This is a genomic window from Lysobacter sp. Root667, assembly GCF_001427715.1.
Taxonomy (GTDB): domain Bacteria; phylum Pseudomonadota; class Gammaproteobacteria; order Xanthomonadales; family Xanthomonadaceae; genus Lysobacter.
In genome coordinates this window covers 420,243-437,250 of sequence record NZ_LMHF01000014.1, presented here as the reverse complement: position 1 = coordinate 437,250, position 17,008 = coordinate 420,243, and the positions used below count along the sequence as shown (strand labels likewise).

General features: G+C 67.6%; 13 protein-coding genes, 1 tRNA gene and 1 pseudogene. 8 read left to right on the top strand and 7 right to left on the bottom strand.

The annotated features are described in order from the left end of the window. Window positions 1–597: 597 nt before the first annotated feature. Both ASD78_RS17460 and ASD78_RS17455 read right to left on the bottom strand, forming a co-directional pair. Window positions 598–1,527 (bottom strand): M48 family metallopeptidase, encoded by a 930-nt coding sequence (locus tag ASD78_RS17460; RefSeq protein WP_055909907.1) that lies wholly within the window; start codon window positions 1,525–1,527, stop codon window positions 598–600. Between the two features lie 69 nt (window positions 1,528–1,596). Next, window positions 1,597–3,336: a formylglycine-generating enzyme family protein gene (locus ASD78_RS17455; protein ID WP_235566525.1), complete on the bottom strand. Its 1,740-nt coding sequence runs from the start codon at window positions 3,334–3,336 to the stop codon at window positions 1,597–1,599. Between the two features lie 283 nt (window positions 3,337–3,619). Here ASD78_RS17455 and rnd point away from each other — a divergent pair, with 283 nt between their 5' ends. Together rnd and ASD78_RS17445 are read left to right on the top strand one after the other, a co-directional pair. Then, complete coding sequence (rnd, locus tag ASD78_RS17450; protein WP_056103738.1) at window positions 3,620–4,705, top strand: ribonuclease D; 1,086 nt, start codon at window positions 3,620–3,622, stop codon at window positions 4,703–4,705. Window positions 4,706–4,744: 39 nt separating this feature from the next. Further along, window positions 4,745–4,820: transfer RNA gene (locus ASD78_RS17445), tRNA-Ala, on the top strand. A 66-nt stretch (window positions 4,821–4,886) separates the two neighbouring features. Here ASD78_RS17445 and ASD78_RS17440 read toward each other — a convergent pair. From ASD78_RS17440 to ASD78_RS17430, 3 genes are read right to left on the bottom strand one after another with little or no spacing between them, the layout of a single operon-like run. Then, window positions 4,887–6,281 (bottom strand): aspartate aminotransferase family protein, encoded by a 1,395-nt coding sequence (locus ASD78_RS17440; RefSeq protein WP_082575686.1) that lies wholly within the window; start codon window positions 6,279–6,281, stop codon window positions 4,887–4,889. A 10-nt stretch (window positions 6,282–6,291) separates the two neighbouring features. Further along, the gene (locus ASD78_RS17435) at window positions 6,292–6,711 is read right to left on the bottom strand and encodes a VOC family protein (RefSeq protein ID WP_056103731.1); all 420 of its coding nucleotides are present in this window, start codon (window positions 6,709–6,711) and stop codon (window positions 6,292–6,294) included. Next, window positions 6,708–7,565: an iron-containing redox enzyme family protein gene (locus ASD78_RS17430; RefSeq protein ID WP_082575685.1), complete on the bottom strand. Its 858-nt coding sequence runs from the start codon at window positions 7,563–7,565 to the stop codon at window positions 6,708–6,710. The genes ASD78_RS17435 and ASD78_RS17430 overlap by 4 nt, the downstream gene beginning before the upstream one ends. Window positions 7,566–7,784: 219 nt before the next feature. Here ASD78_RS17430 and ASD78_RS17425 point away from each other — a divergent pair, with 219 nt between their 5' ends. The 4 genes from ASD78_RS17425 (at window position 7,785) to ASD78_RS17410 (ending at window position 12,264) form a co-directional block, all read left to right on the top strand. Further along, entirely contained in the window at window positions 7,785–8,615 is an 831-nt protein-coding gene (locus ASD78_RS17425) for a hypothetical protein (protein ID WP_056103726.1), read from the top strand. Window positions 8,616–9,264: 649 nt separating this feature from the next. After that, the gene (locus ASD78_RS17420) at window positions 9,265–9,714 is read left to right on the top strand and encodes a DUF1801 domain-containing protein (protein WP_055909895.1); all 450 of its coding nucleotides are present in this window, start codon (window positions 9,265–9,267) and stop codon (window positions 9,712–9,714) included. 110 nt (window positions 9,715–9,824) lie between these two features. Further along, window positions 9,825–11,480, top strand: coding sequence for a multicopper oxidase domain-containing protein (locus tag ASD78_RS17415; protein WP_056103723.1), 1,656 nt, complete (start codon window positions 9,825–9,827; stop codon window positions 11,478–11,480). 55 nt (window positions 11,481–11,535) lie between these two features. Beyond that, window positions 11,536–12,264, top strand: a complete 729-nt coding sequence (locus ASD78_RS17410; RefSeq protein ID WP_056103720.1) for an FKBP-type peptidyl-prolyl cis-trans isomerase — start codon at window positions 11,536–11,538, stop codon at window positions 12,262–12,264. Here ASD78_RS17410 and ASD78_RS20930 read toward each other — a convergent pair. Continuing rightward, window positions 12,261–12,647: a hypothetical protein gene (locus ASD78_RS20930; RefSeq protein WP_156087849.1), complete on the bottom strand. Its 387-nt coding sequence runs from the start codon at window positions 12,645–12,647 to the stop codon at window positions 12,261–12,263. The two genes, ASD78_RS17410 and ASD78_RS20930, sit on opposite strands and share 4 nt — an antisense overlap. A gap of 158 nt (window positions 12,648–12,805) precedes the next feature. Between ASD78_RS20930 and ASD78_RS20925 the strand changes: the two genes are divergently transcribed. Next, entirely contained in the window at window positions 12,806–12,949 is a 144-nt protein-coding gene (locus ASD78_RS20925; protein WP_156087848.1) for a hypothetical protein, read from the top strand. 317 nt (window positions 12,950–13,266) lie between these two features. Next, window positions 13,267–14,127, top strand: coding sequence for a formyltetrahydrofolate deformylase (purU, locus tag ASD78_RS17400; protein ID WP_056103714.1), 861 nt, complete (start codon window positions 13,267–13,269; stop codon window positions 14,125–14,127). Between the two features lie 155 nt (window positions 14,128–14,282). Here purU and ASD78_RS17395 read toward each other — a convergent pair. After that, a pseudogene (locus ASD78_RS17395) lies at window positions 14,283–16,974 on the bottom strand (TonB-dependent receptor). Window positions 16,975–17,008 lie beyond the last annotated feature (34 nt).

The following is a 17,008-nucleotide window of genomic DNA, read 5'->3' as shown; positions in this document are numbered from 1 at the left end:
GCAGCGGGCGGAAGCTGTTGCTTAAGAACGAAACCAGCAAAGCAGCCGGAATTCGCGATCGCGGCTCACGCCGCTCCCACAGAAAGCAGAAAGCGAAGCCAATCCGAATCGAAGCCAGCGCGGTAGCCGATGGTCGCAGTCGCGGCTCACGCCGCTCCTACCCCAAGGCGGGTGGCAAGAGAAAGTGGCACGCATGCGCAGCAGGCGGAAGCTTTTGCTTAAGAACGAAACCAACGCAGCAGCCGGARTTCGCGATCGCGGCTCACGCCGCTCCCACAGAAAGCAGAAAGCGAAGCCGATCCGAATCGAAGCCAGCGCGGCAGCCGAAGGTCGCGGTCGCGGCTTACGCCGCTCCTACCCCAAGGCGRGTGGCAAGAGAAAGTGRCCCRCRCGCGCAGCGGGCGGAAGCTGTTGCTTAAGAACGAAACCAACGCAGCAAGCGGAATTCGCAATCGCGGCTTACGCCGCTCCCACAGAAAGCAGAGCCGTAGCGAAACCCCGCTAGCAGCCGAAGTTCGCGGTCGCGGCTTACGCCGCTCCTACCCCAAGGCCAGAGCGGAAATCGCGACGGCGCGCGCCTCCCCGACCCAACGCCGCCTATTTCAGCGGCGGCTGCCCCTGGCAATACTTCTGGTAGTACTGCTCCGCCTGCGGCATCAAGGACTGCAGCACCTGGATCCGGTTGGCCGGATCCGGATGCGTCGAAGCGAACTCCGGCGGACGCTGCCCGCCGCCCAACTGCTCCATGCGCTGCCACAGCGGGATCGCCTGACGCGGGTCGTAGCACGCGGCCGCCGCCAGCATCAGACCGACCTGGTCGGCCTGGGTCTCGTGATTGCGCCCGTACGGCAGCACGAAGCCGTATTGCGCGCCGGCGCCGAGCGCGCCCATCACCGCCTGCTGCTGTTGCGGGTCCATCCCGCCCAGCGCCACGCCCGCGGCCATCTGCCCCATCTGCACCAGCTTCTGCTGGGCCATGCGCTGCGAACCGTGGCGCAGCAGCGCGTGCGCGATCTCGTGGCCCATCACCACCGCCAGCGCGCTCTCGTTCTCGGCGATCGGCAGCAGGCCGGTGTACACCGCCATCTTGCCGCCGGGCAGGCAGAAGGCGTTGGCTTCCTGGGAATTGATGACCGCCACGTCCCACTTGAAGCCCTGGTAGTCGGTCGGCGCCTGCTGCTGGTGCTGCGCGGCCATATCGGCGGTGACCTGCGGCACGCGGTTGATCAGGCGCTGAGCGATTTCGCGCACCTGCAGGCTGACCTTGTCGTTGGCCGGCACCAGCGCGCCCTGCTGGCTGGCGTCGCCCAGCACCTGCTGGAAGGCCTGCGCGCCCAGCTGCACTTCCTCGTCGGCGCTGGCGCCGTAGTGCGCTTTCTCGCCGGTGTAGGGATCGGTCTGGGCGCTGCCGAACCAGGACCAGGCCGCGTAGCCCGCGAACAGGATCAGGATCCACCAGCGGATGCCGCCGAAGCCGCGCCGCTGTCCGCCCTGCTGCTGCGCGTTACCGAAGGGGTCGATCCTCATCTCAGTTCCTCCGTCCTGCCTGGTGGCGCCGCCGGTCCGGTGGTTCCCGTCCCGCTGGCGCCCATCGTGTCAGATATCGCGCACCACGCGAAAGCCGATCCGCGCGCTGGTGGTGTCGGCGTCGCTGCCCTGGCGCCAGGCCGAGCGCGTCTGCGCCGGCGAACTCGCCCAGGAGCCCCCGCGCAGCACGCGCGTGCGGCAGCCCGGATTGACCCAGGCCTCGCCGTTGCGCGGCGCGCGCCGGTAGCTGTCGTGCCAGCAGTCGCCGACCCACTCGCTGACGTTGCCGGCGACGTCGTGCAGCCCGAACGCGTTGGCGCGGTAGCGTCCCACCGGCGTCGACCCCCAGGCGTTGTCGCCATAGCCGGCGAAGGCGTTGTTCCAGCGCCGGCCGGTCGGCGAGGCGTCCAGGGCGCCGGTCAGGTTGTCGACCCGGGTCAGCGGCGCGCCCTCGCCCCAGGGATAGGCCTGGACGCTGCCGGCGCGCAGCATGTATTCGAACTCGGCCTCGCTCGGCAGCCGGTAATGGTGGCCGGTCTGCTTGGACAGCCAGGCCGCGTAGGCCATCGCGTCCTTGGCGCTGACGTGCACCACCGGCATATCGTCGGCGGCCGGGCGGCCGGCGTAGTCGGATTGCCAGTCGACGTTGCCGCGCCGGACCAGGTTGCCGCTGCGCTCGTCGTAGGCGGTGGAATAACCGCGCCGGCTGGCACGCGCGCGGTGCTTGGTCGCGTTCATGAAGCGGCGGAATTCGCCGACCGTGATCTCGGTGCGCGAGACCGCCAGGCCGCGGTCGAAGCGGATGTTGCGGGTCGGCCGCTCGGCGTCGCTGGAGCCGGCCTCTTCGGCCTCGGCGCCCATCCGGAACGCGCCATGCGGGATCACCACCAGCGCCGGGCCGCGACCGCCGCTCTGCATCGCCTCGGTGAAGGTCTGGCCCGGGCGGAACAGGCCGTAATGGGTGGCCAGGTCGATGCGCTCGCGCAGTTCGACCGCCGCCGGATCGCCGGCCGGCGCGATCCGCAGCAGGTTGCCCAGCAGCTCGCGCGCCTGTTCGATACCGCGTTCGCGAGTGAGCGCGGCCAGGCCGAGGTCGCGCAGGCGGCCCACGCGCGCGGCGCGCTGGGTGGCGATGCGGCCCTGCGCGTCGGCGGCGGTGTTCATCTTCGGCCGCACCTGCGCGGCCAGCGCCAGCCAGCGCTCGGCACCGGCGTAGTCGTCGCGGTCGGCGGCGATCTCGGCGCGGCGGATCAGCGCGCTTTCGGCCGCGGCGATGCCCTGGCTGGCGCGTACGTCGCCGGGGCGCAGCGACAGCGCTTCGCGGAAATAGGCCAGCGCCCCGCCCTTGCCGCTTCCGTTTACGTCGCCTTCGCCGATACGGCCGGCGTTGAGTTCGCCTTCGCCCAGGCGGTTGGCTTCCTGGGCCTGATCGGCGCGATCGACGCGCTGCAGGTAGGCGTCGACCTTCTTGTTCTCCGGCGCGACCGCGCGCGCGACCGCGGCCGCCTCGTGCGCGCCGCGCAGGCGCAAGGGGTCGTCGTCGATCTCGGACAGGGCCTGGTCGCCCTGCACGATCAGCATCGCCAGGGCGCGCTCGAACCCCGCCGCGAACCGGGCGTCGTTGGGCGCGTACTGCACCAGCGCGTAGTAGATCGGGATCGCCGAATCGGCGTCGGCGTACAGCGCGCCGGCGGCCAGCGCGGCATCGGCGCGGCTCATCAGCGCTTTGGCGTTGGCCTGACTGACCTCGACCGGCGGCGGCCGCCACGCCGGCACCGGCGACACCGCCTGGTCAGCGCTGATGGTCACGATCGGCGTGCGCCCGGCGCCCGCGCCCGGCGTGGCCGGCGCCGCCGGCTCGCGCGTACAACCCGCGAACAGCAAGACCGACGTCAAACCTGCCAATGCCAGTGCGCGCAAACGTCCTCCGCAGCTTTGTCCAGCCAGCTCTATCCAGCGATTCGACCGGGCCGGGCCGGGGCCGCACCGGCCGGTGCGGGCCCGGATCGGGCGAAAGTAGGCTATTGTCGCCCGCCGCGGCAACTTCGTCGCGCCGGCGCCGCCGCACCGTCCCGCACACGTTCAGATCACCATGCCCATTTGGATCTCACAGCCTGCCGCCCTGCAGGAACATTTCGCCACCCGGCCGGCCCGCATCGGCCTGGACACCGAATTCATCCGCGAGCGCACCTACTGGCCGCAGCTGGCGCTGGTGCAGATCGCAGTCGGCGACGAGATCCTGCTGGTCGATCCGCTCAAACCGGGCATGACCCAGGCGCTGGCGCCGATCCTGGCCGACACCGCGATCCTCAAGATCATGCACAGCGCCAGCGAAGACCTGGTCGCGTTCAAGCACGCCTGCCAGGTCGTGCCCAAGCCCCTGTTCGACACCCAGCTGGCCGCCGCGCTGGCCGGCATCGGCGGCGGACTGGGCTACCAGAAACTGGTCGAACAGCTCACCGGGGTGACCCTGGCCAAGGGCGAGACCCGCTCGGACTGGCTGCGCCGCCCGCTGTCGCCGGCTCAGCTGGAATACGCCGCCGACGACGTCCGCCACCTGTTCGCGATGCACGATGCGCTCGACGGCCAGCTCGGCCTGCTCGGCCGCCGCGAATGGCTGGTCGAAGACGCCCAGCGCACCATCCACAACGCCGAACACGAAGGCCTGGAGCCCTGGCCGCACCTGGGCATGCGCAGCGCCCAGTTCCTCGACCGCAACGCCCAGCGCCGCCTGCTGCGCCTGCTGCGCTGGCGCGACGCCTACGCGCGCGACCACGACCGCCCGCGCAGCTGGATCCTGGACAACGAACTCGCGGTCGCAATCGCCCGCTCCAATCCCGCCGACCGCGACCTGCTGCAAGCGCAGCTCGACGCCCACCCGAAAGCGCCGCGCAAGCTCGGCGACGCGGTCTGGACCGCACTGAGCACCGTCCTGGCCGACGAGGACCAGGCGCCGGACGCATCGGTCGGCGAGAACCGCGACAAACAGCGCCTGCGCAAACTGCAGGACGCAGTCGCCGCGCGCAGCGCCGAACTCGGCCTGCCCGACGGCGTGCTCGCTTCGCGCCGCTGGCTGGAAGCCCTGCTCGACCACGGCGACTGGCCCGACGCCCTGTCCGGCTGGCGCCGCACCGCGCTGGAGCCCGGCCTGACCCCGCTGCTGGCGGCCCAGGACTAGCGCACCCGCGCCCGGGCCGCTACACTTTTAACCTTACGTGGGGCGGTAGCTCAGCTGGGAGAGCGTCGCGTTCGCAATGCGAAGGTCGAGGGTTCGATCCCCTTCCGCTCCACCATTCGTTCCAGACGCAAAGCCCCGGCTCGCCGGGGCTTTCGCGTTTCTGCGATCCGCTGGGATCGGCTTATCCGGCGCAATACCGGTCCGCGACGTGCAGCGCTTCGTCGATGATCGACAGCCCCTCGCGCAGTTCGTCCTCGGCGATGTTCAGCGGTGGCGCGACGTGCAGGCGGTTGCCCATCGGCAGGGGCCACAGGCCGAGGCGTTTGCATTCCTTCGCCAGCGCGGCCATCGGGGCGTTCGCCTCACCGCTGGCATTGAACGGGACCAGGGGTTCGCGCGTGCCGCGATCGCGCACCAGTTCCAGCGCCCAGAACATGCCCAGCCCGCGCACGTCGCCCACGCACGGATGCCCTTGCCGCATCGCTCGCAATGCCGGGCCCAGCACGGTTTCGCCGAGTGTGCGGGAACGTTCGATCAAGCCTTCGTCGCGGTAGATGCCGATGCACGCCACCGCCGCTGCGCAGGCGAGCGGATGGCCGGAGTAGGTCAGGCCGCCGGCATACGGGCGCTGGGTGAAGCTCCCGGCGATCGCCTCGCTCATGATCACGCCGCCCAGCGGTACGTAGCCGGAGTTGACGCCCTTGGCGAAGGTGATCAGGTCGGGCGCGACGTTCCAGCGATCGATCGCGAACCACGCGCCGCAACGGCCGAAGCCGACCATCACTTCGTCGGCGATCATCACGATGCCGTGCGCATCGCACAGCTCGCGCACGCCGAGCAGGTAGCCGTCGGGCGGCACCAGCACTCCGTTTCCGCCAACCACGCTTTCCAGCAGGATCGCGGCGATGCCGCGCGGGCCTTCCAGGGCGATCGTGTCGGCCAGGTGCTTGAGTGCGCGCTCGCATTCCTCGGCCTCGTCGGCCGAATGGAAGGCCGAGCGGTACGCGTACGGACCCCAGAAACGCACGATGCCCGGCGCGCCAGGCTCGGACGGCCAGCGGCGCGGGTCGCCGCTGGCGGCGATCGCCCCGGAGGTGGCGCCGTGATAGCTGCGGTAGGCGGTGAGCACCTTGTGCCGCCCGGTGTGCAGGCGCGCCATGCGGATCGCGTTCTCCACCGCTTCGGCGCCGCCGTTGGTGAAGAACACGCGGTTGAGATCGCCAGGTGCGACTTCCGCGATCAATCGAGCCGCTTCGCTGGTCGCCGCGTTCGCGTGGTAGGGCGCGATGGTGCACAGCGTCGCGGCCTGCGCCTGGATGGCGGCGATCAGCCGGGGATGCTGATGCCCCACGTTGACGTTGACCAGTTGGCTGGAGAAATCCAGATAACGGCGGCCGCTCTCGTCCTGGAAGTGCGCGCCGGATGCGCCCGTCACGACGACCGGATCGTTCGCGCCCGCGGCCGACCACGAATGCAGCACGTGCGCGCGGTCGTCGCGCATGGCCGATGAAGACGATGGCGCTTCCTGACGCTGTGCGCTGGTCGCGCCGGCATCGTGTACGCTTGCCTCGCGCATGGGGCGTCCTTTACGGGATGAAGGTCTGCTCGGGGTCGTCGAAGGACTTGAATTCCAGCGCGTTGCCCGAGGGATCGAAGAAGAACATCGTCACATGCTGGCCTGGCTTTCCTTTCAGGCGCAGGTGCGGTTCTTCCTCGAACTTGATGCCGGCATCGGTGAGGCGGCGGGCCAGTGTCTCCCATGCCCGACGATCCAGGTTCATGCCGAAGTGCGGAATCGGCACCGCCTCGCCGTCGAAGCGCCCGACCTGCAGCGGTTTCCCGTCCGGCGCGATATGCGCCACCAGGTGATGGCCGAAGAAATCGAAGTCCTGATACGACACATCGCTGCGCCCTTGCGGGCAGCCGATCAGCTCGCCATAGAAATGCCGCGCTTCGTCCAGGTCCCGCACCGGGAAGGCAAGATGGAACTGCGTGATCGCGCTCATGAAGCCACCCTCCGCTGCGGCACGCACGCGTCGAAGATGCTCTCCCAGAACTGGTTCCAGGCAGTGATGCTGCGTTCGTAGCCTTGCGCCAGCTCGGGCAATACCGAGGAGTCTTCGCGAATGTAGGCATCGATCGCCGCACGCGTGAGCTCGCCGTGGACGATGTCTTCCTCGCCGGTGTGGATGGTCCAGAACTCCCAGTCGATGCGATCGGCGTTCTCGCGCATGTACGGATGCAGGCGCAGGTGTTCGAACATCACCGAAAGGTAGGTCTGGCACAGGCACTCGCCGCCCATGCCGCGCAGGCCCACGCCGAAGGCAGGGCCGCGCTTGCGCAACTCGTCGGTGAGGCCGCCGAGGATCGCGCGGTTCGCCGGCAGGCCGGTGTCGATCTGCTCGCGCGGCACGCCGATGCTGGCCAGGAAACGGTCGTAAATTTCAGGATGCGCACGGGCGGCGTCGCCCTCGCCCAGCTCCTCCGACAGGATCTGGCTGAGCAAGCTGCGCAGCCCGCCGAACGGCAGTTTGGCCAGCAGCAGTGCGAGATCGCTGATGTAGTCGATGGTGAAAAAGCGGTACTGCGTGCAGAACCGCCGCAGGGCGTCGACCGGCAGGTGGGTGAGCGCTCTCATCTTCTGCTCGGCCAATGCTTCGGTCGCTTGCTTGGCCCGATCGGCGAAGGCCCAGAAGGTCTCCCGGTCCCATGTGCCCGCATGCATCGCGATACTCGGAAACGAGGGAACCGCGCGCGTGTGGAAGCTGTTCTCCAATGACATGCACCCTGCCCGTTGAGGTGGTCGCAGCATCGCCGCGATCCGGCGTGAATGGATAGACGCTGAGTCGCGACCGAGCATACCCGCAGGAAACGACGGCTCGGTTCACGTCGCTTTGACACGCACGTCGCGATTTAACGCGATGTAAGCGAAATTCCTACATCCTGCGCACGCTTTACAACAAATGTTTCACATCGCACGTACATCCGATCCACGAACCACAATTGCGGTTCATCTTTCGTTACACGTGACGTGCGAGCCTCGCCACTGCACCGCTATCGTGCAAGCACGCGACCCACGATGACCTCTGCGCACGACATCCGCACGCCTTCGCCCGTCAACCTGCTGTGGACCGGCGGCTGGGACTCGACATTCCGGCTGCTGCAGTTATTGCTGCAGCATCGCGTCGAGGTGGTGCCGTATTACCTGGAAGACCCCACGCGCGCCTCGACGCAGCGCGAAATCCAGACGGTGGAACGCATCACCGCCGCCCTGCGCGAATCGCACCCGCACACTCGCGCCTTGCTGCAACCGCTGCGCCGATTCGCGGTGGAGGGGATTCCGGTCGATCCCGACATCGCCGCCGCATTGCGCGAGATCCGCCGTCGCAGCTACATCGGCAGCCAGTACGCATGGTTGCCCGCGTTCTGCCGGCAGCAGGCCCTGCCCGATCTGGAGCTGTGCGTGCACGTGGACGACAAGGTGCAGGCGTTGCTGCGTGGATACGCGCAGGAGTTCGCGCACCCGGCCGGCTATCGCAGCATGCGCGTGGATCGCGCGCACACGGGGTCGGCGGAACACACCTTGTTCGGTTCCTTCAGCTTTCCGTTGTTCCATATCGACAAGGTCGGCATCGACCGCGCGGCGAACGCCGCGGGCTGGGGCGAGCTGATGGAGCTGACATGGTTCTGCCACACGCCCCTGCGCGGGCGGCCGTGCGGCATCTGCCCGCCGTGCGTGTACACCATCGAGGAAGGCCTGGCGCGGCGCGTGCCGCCGTCACGACGCGTGGTCTCGTGGTTCTACCGCCGCCTGTGGCTGCCGCTGCGCACGGCGCTGCGGCAATGGCGCGCGACCGGCCACGGCCGCGGAAACGAACGCCCGCCAGCGCCGGGCTACGGCGGGACCTGAGATCAGCCGGCCTTGCCGCGGCACCCGGCGGCGAGTTCCTACGGCATGCGATGGCCTTGGCCGTGGCGTTCACGACGCTGGCGCAAGCAAGGCCGTTCCTGAGCCGACGAATGAGGCCTTCAAGACCGACCCCGCCAGCTATCGGCTGATTACCCTATTGCAGGAGGCGCCGTATTCATCAGTGCCCGGCGCGTCGGCCAGGGCATGGCTGCTCGTTTCACTGTCACGTCCGACATGTATATGAATGGCCTGTGGAATCTCATTGAGCACAAAGCCTCTTCGGAGCAGTCACATATTGTGTGCGCATTTCGCTGCCTCCCTCCCCCGCCGGCCCTCGCAAAGCTCCAACAACCGCAGTTTCATGGGGCTTGTCCGGACCGGACGCGATTTTCGACCGCCTGCAGGCCAGCGGCGCCGAGGTCGTCCATGAGCCGACGGTGCAGCCTTACGGTGCGACTGCGCGTTCCGCGATCCCGCCGGCAATCACGTCCGCATCGACGAAGTGTGCTGGAGCATTCGCTTTCGATGTCTCGCCAGCGGGCGGCGCTGGCCTCGCCGCCCCTGCGCCGCTACCCTGCCTCGGCCCGATCCGGCACCGCCCGGCGACGCGACCTGCCCCTCCGGCCATCGATCGCACAAGGAGATTCCCATGACCGCGAAGAAGAAAGCTGCCGCAAGCCAGACCGCATCCAAGGCTTTCTCGGCCGAAGAACGCGCCGCGATGAAGGAGCGCGCGAAAGAACTCAAGGCCCAGGCCAATCGGGCCGAGAGCGAAAAGGATCTGATCGCCAAGATCGCCGAGATGCCGCCGGCGGACCGCGCGCTGGCCAAGAAGCTGCATGCGATCGTCACCGAGGTCGCGCCCGCGCTGGTCCCCAAGACCTGGTACGGCATGCCCGCCTACGCCAACGACGACGGCAAGATCCTGTGCTTCTTCCAGGCCGCGTCCAAGTTCAACAGCCGCTACGCGACCTTCGGTTTCAACGACGTGGCCCAGCTGGACGACGGCGCGATGTGGCCGACCGCGTTCGCGCTGCAGTCGCTGGACGCCGCCGAGGAAAAGAAGGTCCGCGCGCTGGTCAAGAAGGCGCTGGGCTGAGGCATGGCCAAGCCCGCGACGCGAAGCGACAGCGCGGGCGTGTCGGCGCCCGGGCCGACCGACCGGCGCTGTCTGGTCCGCGTGCAGGACGCGCGCGTGAGAAAGCCTGCATGACTGACACGACGCGTCGCCGCCTGTTCGTCGGACTCGCCGCCGCAGCCTCGCTGGCGGCCGCCGCTCCCTGGTTGCTCAGGCGCAAGCGCGCGCACGATCACGCCGCCGCGCCGGCGACGCCGGACTCGCATGCGGGTCCCGGGCTGCCGAACGCGCGGCCGTTCCAGGCGCCGCTGCGCCTGCCGGGCCGCGACGGCCTGTTCGCCGAAGTCGCGCTGTCGGCGCCGTTGGCGCTGAGCGCACGCGCCGCGGCATTCCCGATCTTCGGCGGCAAGCCGACCCTGGTCTGGCACTACGCCGGCAACGCCGACGGCCATGCCGTCGCCAATCCGCTGCTCCGCGCGGCCAAGGGCGACACGGTCGAGGTCTCGCTCGACAACGCCTTGCAGGAAGACACGACCATCCATTGGCACGGCCTGAGCGTGGACGAGGCCAACGACGGCAGCGGCCTGCATCCGGTCGCTGCCGGCGGCCGGGCGCGCTACCGGTTCAGGATCGACAATCGTGCCGGGCTGTACTGGTATCACGCGCATCCGCACGAACGTACCGGCCAACAGCTGCAGCGCGGGTTGGCGGGCCTGCTGCGGATCGAGGACCAGGAAGATCGCGCGCTCGGCGAACGCCTAGGCCTGCGCTGGGGCGAACGCGACCTGCCGCTGTTCATCGCCGACAAGCAGGTCGACGCCGACAACGGCATCGTCTATCGCCAGGGCGCGGACGACTGGATCGGCAACCGCGTCTTGGTGAACTGGACGCCCGAACCCTTCCTGGAAGTGCTGCCGGCGCTGTACCGCCTGCGCATGGTCAATGCGGCCAACGCGCGCATGCTGCGGATCGGGTTCGAGCACGAAGGCCGCACACTGCCGTTCCAGCTCATCGGCACCGACGGCGGATTGCTGGCGCAGGCTTGGACGCTGGACGATGTGTTTCTCGCGCCCGCACAGCGCATCGACGTGCTGGTCGATTTCGGCGCCTTGCCCGCTGGCGCCCGCGTGCTGCTGCGCAGCCTGGAATACGTCGCGATGGAGAACGAGGACGAGTCCGGTGCGTTCGCGCCCGATCCGATGGGCGAGCATCCGGGCGCGGCGCCGATGGGCGATGCGCTGGACCTGATGCAGTTCTGCGTCGCCGCCTGCAGCGATACGCAACGACGCCAGGCCAAGCCAGCGCCCATCAGGGTGCCGGCGACGCTGAGCGCATTGCCGCCACCACCCGACACCAACGGCTGGCCGGTGCGGCCGATCCGCCTGCGCATGGACGACCAGGGCACCTGGTTCATCAACGACTGGAACTACCATCAGGTCGGCCACGATCCGGTGTTCACCGTCAAGCGCGGCAGCCGCGAGGTCTGGGAAATCCGCAACAACATGACCAGCATGCCGCACCCCATCCACGTGCACGGTTTCCAGTTCCGCGTGGTCTCGCGCAGCATCAGCCCGCCCGACGTGCGCAGCCGCAAGGTCACCAGCCAGGGCCTGGGACCGCAGGATCTGGGCCTGAGCGACACCGTCGTGGTGTGGCCGGGCGAGATCGTCCGCATCGCGATCGATTTCGCCCAGCCCTACTCCGGCATCCAGCGCTACATGCTCCATTGCCACAATCTGGAGCACGAGGACATGGGCATGATGGTCACATTCGCCGTCGACGATTGAGCTCGGCGCTGCGTCGCCTGCCCGTGGCAACTTTCACTCAGAAGAGAACGAATCCATGAACCGTGTCGCACACGCCTGCCTGATCGTCCTGCTGCCGGCGGCCTTGGTCGCATGCCAGCCCAAGAGCGGTAACGAAGCCGCCTCCAGCGACGCGGCGCCCGTACGTCTGGACGACGCCCGCGCCAGAACCAGCTACATGGTCGGCCTGGATCTGGCCAAGCAGGTGGCGCCGGTCCGCGACGAAGTCGACATCGACACCGTCGTGGCCGCCCTGCGCGCCGCGCACGCCGGCAAGAAGCCGCTGCTGGACGAAACCCAGGTCGAGCAGATCCGCAAGGACTTCGTGCGCCAGCTGCAGGACAAGCGCAAGGCCGAGCAGTCGGCACTGGCCAAGAAGAACCTGGAACGCGGCCGCGACTTCCTGGCCGGGAACGGCGCCAAGCAAGGCATCGTCACGACCGCATCGGGCCTGCAGTACCAGGTGGTCCGCGATGCCCACGGCGCCAAGCCGGCGGCCGACGCCACGGTGCGGGTCAACTACGTCGGCGCGGCGCTCGACGGCAAGGAGTTCGAGAACACCTATGCGATCGACCATCCCTCCGAATTTCCGCTCAATCAGGTCATGCCCGGCCTGCGCGAAGGCATGATGCTGATGCCCACCGGCAGCAAGTACCGATTCTGGATCCCGGCCGCGCAAGGTTATGGCGAGCACGGCGTACCGGGCCAGATCGAGCCGAACGCGACCCTGGTCTTCGATGTCGAGCTGCTCGAGATCGCCGGCTAGCCGGGAAGCAAAACACCAGGCGCTGCATGATCATGCGAGACAAGGAAGCCACCCGGGAGCTGAGAATCCCCGTTCGGTTGCTCGAAGACTGCTACGGAAAAGGGAACTTCGATGATGCCGGCGATGATATCGCGCAGCTGGCAGGGACATGTTTTGGGAAGGATCTCAACATCGAGTTCGATTTCGATGCTTCGCACTCGAATCCATGGTTCCATGACTTCGTCGTACGCATATCCGGCATCGACCATGAACAAGCTGAGCATCTGCGTGGAATACTTGAACGCAGGGGGCTGGTCGCCTGACAGTTCATTCCAGCCGATGCCGCTATCGCGGCGCAGCTTGATTCTGGAATTGTGCGGCGATAAATCATGAGCCAAGCGCATCTACACGATCTTCGCAGCCACTTGGAAAGGCGTCATTGGCGTATCATCGATGAATTGTCCGGCGATGACGGCAACCTATCCGCGTATGGGAAGTTTCCAGGCCGAACGGCGCCTACAAGTTTCACTTGGAATTCGATGGCACGGATCTACCCTTCGGGTTGGAGACTCTCCCGATCCAGCGCACCTACGACTGCGCAGTGCGCGAAGCGCCGGACATCAGCCTGTATTTCGCCCGCATCGGACGAACATGGGGCGAGGAGCTGGAGTCCTTTCTCGAAGGGCTAGAGGCATGGGCCAAGTGAAGTTTTTGCTCCGGCCGCCGCACAGCGCTGGTGCGCAGCCCGCTGGAACGCAGCCTTATGTCCAACGCCAGGCAGCTTCGACCTTCCGTCCGAATTTCCGCTCAACCAGGTGATGCCCGGGCTGCACGAGGGCATGATGCGGATGACCACCGGCAGCAAGTACCGGTGCAGGACCCCCGCCGCGTAAGGTTACGGCGAACTCGGCGTGCCGCGCCAGATCGAGCCGAACGCCACCCTGGTCTTCGATGTCGAACGGATCGAGATCGCAGGCCAGCCCGCTACCCCACACCGGCGGCCGCGCCGCCACGGACCCTGCGATGAGCGCGAGCCGATACGTCCTCACCCTGTCCTGCCCGGATCGCATCGGCATCGTCAGCGCGATCTCCGGCCGTCTGTTCATGCATGGCGCCAACATCATCGAGTCGCAGCAGTTCGGCGACCCGGAGACCGGCCGCTTCTTCATGCGCACGGTGTTCGACCACAGCCGCGCGATCGACGACGGCCGCCTGCAGCAGGACCTGGGCATGGTCGCCGATCATTTCGGCATGGACTGGAAGCTGCGGGACCTGGCCGAGCGGCGCCGGGTGATGCTGTTGGTATCGCGCTTCGACCATTGCCTGAGCGACCTGCTGTATCGCTGGCGCATCGGCGAGCTGCCGATGGACATCGCCGCCGTGGTCGCCAACCATCCGCGCGAGAGCTACCGCCACCTCGATCTGGACGGCTTGCCGTTCCACTACCTGCCGGTCGTGCGGGACGACAAGGCGCAGCAGGAAGCCGCGCTATCGTCGCTGATCGAAAGCACGGGCACCGAGCTGGTGGTGCTGGCGCGCTACATGCAGGTGCTGTCGCCCGCGCTGGTGGCCAAGCTGGCCGGGCGCTGCATCAACATCCACCATTCCTTCCTGCCCGGCTTCAAGGGTGCGCGTCCGTACCATCAGGCGCACGCGCGCGGCGTGAAGCTGATCGGCGCCACCGCGCACTTCGTCACCGAGCATTTGGATGAAGGGCCGATCATCGAACAGGACACGCAACGGGTCAGCCACCACCACACCCCGACCGACCTGATCCGCATCGGCCGCGACGTCGAGCGGCGCGTGCTCGCCCAGGCGCTGCGCTACTGCCTGGACGACCGCATCCTGCTCAACGGCGACAAGACGGTGGTGTTCGCGCTCTGACGACACGGCGGCCATGGCCGCTCAATCCTCAGCGGTCGCGGCGTCGATGAGCGGGAGGCGCCGACGGAATAACCCCGGCACCTTCGGTACCGGGGTCTTGTCGATCCGCCGCGACCGGAACGGCCGCGGCGGCGACGGCAGGCCAGGCCCGCGACTCAGAAACGCTGTCGGTACTGCAGGTAGTAGAAGCGACCGGGCACGTCGTACTGCTGGTCGAACTGGTTGTACGGCGCGGTCAGGGCCAGCGGCGGCTCTTTCTCGAACACGTTGTTGGCGCCGATCGAGACGGTCGCGTTCCACGGCGTGTTGTAGCGGAACTGGATGTCGTGGTACGTGACCGCGCCCAGGTGGTTCTCCAGCGTGTCCGGGCTGGAGCAGTAGGCCTTGAACGAGGCCGGGCAGGTCTCGTCGATGCCGGACTTGTAGCGCACGCCCCAGGTCGCGCCGAAATCGCCCTTGCTCCAGTCCAGATACAGGTTGGACTTGATCCGCCAGTACGGGTCCTGCGGCAGGTACAGGCCCTGGCGCTGCTCGGGCTTGGAGTCCTTGGTGGTCTTGGTTTCCCAGTTGGCGGTGTAGCTGGTGTCCCAGGTGATCGAGAACTTGCCGTAGGCGGTTTCCGGCAGGCGGTAATTGACGGTGACGTCGTAGCCTTCGACCTCGTACTCGGCCAGGTTCAGCAGCGGCAGGTCCATGTCGGTGATGGTGCCGGGGTTGCCCGGGTAGGCGTTGTCGCGCTTGAACAAGGCGCAGTACACGGCGCGTTCGCCGGCGGTGCCGGAGTAGCACTTGTCGAGCACGAACTGCGCGGTCGGCCGGGTGATCGCGTTCTCGATGGTGATCCGGTACCAGTCGACCGCGATGTCGAAGCCCTGCAGCCAGCTCGGGCTGTAGACGAAGCCCAGGGTCTTGCTGACCGAGGTTTCCGGCTGCAGGTCCGGGTTGGACTTGTTGGTGAACGCCTCCACCGTCTGCCGCGACGAGCCGCTGCCGGACTGGGTGTAGCCGGCGGGCACGCCGTCGGCGGTGCAGCGCGCGGCGACGGTCGGGTCGCTGCGCTTGCCCGAGTGGCTGGAGCACGGATCGGCGTAGCTGGAGAAGGTGTCGGCGTCGCCGCCATAGAGGTTGGTGATGCTGGGCGCGCGGAAGCCTTCCGACCAGTTGCCGCGGATCAGCAGGTCTTCGAACGGCTTCCAGCGGAAGCCGAACTTGCTGTTGAGCGTGTCGCCGAAGTTGCTGTAGTCCGAATAACGGGTGGCGATGGAGAAATCCAGCAACTTCGCGAATGGGAGGTCGGCCAGCACGGGCACGGCGAACTCGGCGTAGAGATCGTCGAGCGAATAGCTGCCCGCGGTCGGCTTGCTGCCGTTGCCGGTGCTCAGGCCGGCGGCGATGAACGCGTCCGGGTCGAACTGTCCGCTTTCGATGCGGTGCTCATAGCCCGCGGCGAAACCCAGCGGGCCGGCCGGCAGGTCGAACAGATCGCCGCTGATGTTGGCGGTATAGCTCTTGGATTCGACCTTGCGCGAGTCGTGGGCGGTGAACGAGACGTAGTCCAGCGCCTCCTTGCTGATCGAACCCAGGCCGCCCAGCGGATTGATCGGGACGCAGCCGGCGACCACCGCAGTGGGCGTGCCGCAACGGGCCACGCCGCCGCCGTCGACGAAGGACGGGCCGTAGGCGTTGCGCAGGTTGGTCAGGTTGAACAGGCCGTAGGTGATCGTGTTCTCGTCGCTGCGGTCGTAGCGGTAGCCTACGTCCCAGTCGAAGGTACGCTCACCGAAGTTGAAATAGCCCTCCAGGCCGCCGTAGAAATGGAAGTTCTTGACGTCCTGGTTGAATGAGCGGCCGCCGGATTCCTGGAAGCGGCGACTGACGCTGATCAGGTCGCGCGCGCCCGCGGTGCCTTTGGTCGGGTTGTAGATGCTGTCCTTGTTCAGGGTCAGGCCGGTGACCGGCATGGCCGCGAGCAACTGCTCGGAGAGGCGCTGGTTGTACAGCGTCTCGACCCGGAAGGTCAGGCTGTCGGTGATGTCGAAGGTGCCCTGCGCGAACAGCGACTTGCGCTCCTGCGGGGTCAGCAGGTAGTTGTCCGGCGCAGTGTTGTAGCCGTGTACATTGGAGCTGAACGGAACGAAGCTGTTGTTGTTGCCGAGCACGTAGCGCTTGTTGTCGCGCGGATCGACGAACGAACCCGGGAAGCCGGTGTTGCTCTGCCCGCCGAAGAACCCGGCCACGCGCTGGAGAAGGCTTTCGACGACGATCCGGCGACCTGGTTCCGGACCCTGCGCAATCAGGCCGTGCCGTTGCTCACGCCCAGGCTGAAGTCGTAGGCCTGGCGCATGCCGTCGCCCTGCCCGAACTGGCCGATGTAGGCGCCGGCCTCGGCGCCTTCGAAGTTGCGGCGGGTGATGATGTTGACCACGCCGGCGATGGCGTCGGAGCCGTAGATGGTCGAGGCTCCGTCCTTCAGCACTTCCACGCGCTCGATGATCGAGGCCGGGATGGTATTGAGGTCGACCGTGCCGTCGAGCTGAGTGGTCCAGCGACGGCCGTTGACCAGGACCAGGGTGCGACCGCTACCGAGGTTGCGCAGGCTGATGCCGGCCGAGCCGTCGCCGCCGTTGTTGAAGGTGGTGTTGAGCGCGGCGCCGTTGGTGGAGATGCGCTGCAGCACGTCGGCGACCGAGGTCACGCCCTGCTTGTCGATCTCGGCGCGGGTCAGGGTGAAGATCGGCTGCGAAGTTTCGATGTCGGCGAACCGGTGACCTGGATGCGGTCGATCTCGGTCGGCGCCTTGGCGTCGGCGGCGGGCTGGTCCTGCGCCTGCGCGACGGGTGCGGCGATCGCGAGCGCGATGGCGATTTCCAGCGGCAGCCGC

Coding starts and splice junctions, on each gene's coding strand:
- purU (WP_056103714.1), top strand. CDS start 13,267: ATGAGCGCGAGCCGATACGTCCTCACCCTGTCCTGCCCGGATCGCATC.
- ASD78_RS20930 (WP_156087849.1), bottom strand. CDS start 12,647: ATGCGCTTGGCTCATGATTTATCGCCGCACAATTCCAGAATCAAGCTG.
- ASD78_RS17425 (WP_056103726.1), top strand. CDS start 7,785: ATGACCTCTGCGCACGACATCCGCACGCCTTCGCCCGTCAACCTGCTG.
- ASD78_RS17410 (WP_056103720.1), top strand. CDS start 11,536: ATGAACCGTGTCGCACACGCCTGCCTGATCGTCCTGCTGCCGGCGGCC.
- ASD78_RS17420 (WP_055909895.1), top strand. CDS start 9,265: ATGACCGCGAAGAAGAAAGCTGCCGCAAGCCAGACCGCATCCAAGGCT.
- ASD78_RS17435 (WP_056103731.1), bottom strand. CDS start 6,711: ATGAGCGCGATCACGCAGTTCCATCTTGCCTTCCCGGTGCGGGACCTG.
- rnd (WP_056103738.1), top strand. CDS start 3,620: ATGCCCATTTGGATCTCACAGCCTGCCGCCCTGCAGGAACATTTCGCC.
- ASD78_RS17460 (WP_055909907.1), bottom strand. CDS start 1,527: ATGAGGATCGACCCCTTCGGTAACGCGCAGCAGCAGGGCGGACAGCGG.
- ASD78_RS17415 (WP_056103723.1), top strand. CDS start 9,825: ATGACTGACACGACGCGTCGCCGCCTGTTCGTCGGACTCGCCGCCGCA.
- ASD78_RS17430 (WP_082575685.1), bottom strand. CDS start 7,565: ATGCTCGGTCGCGACTCAGCGTCTATCCATTCACGCCGGATCGCGGCG.
- ASD78_RS17440 (WP_082575686.1), bottom strand. CDS start 6,281: ATGCGCGAGGCAAGCGTACACGATGCCGGCGCGACCAGCGCACAGCGT.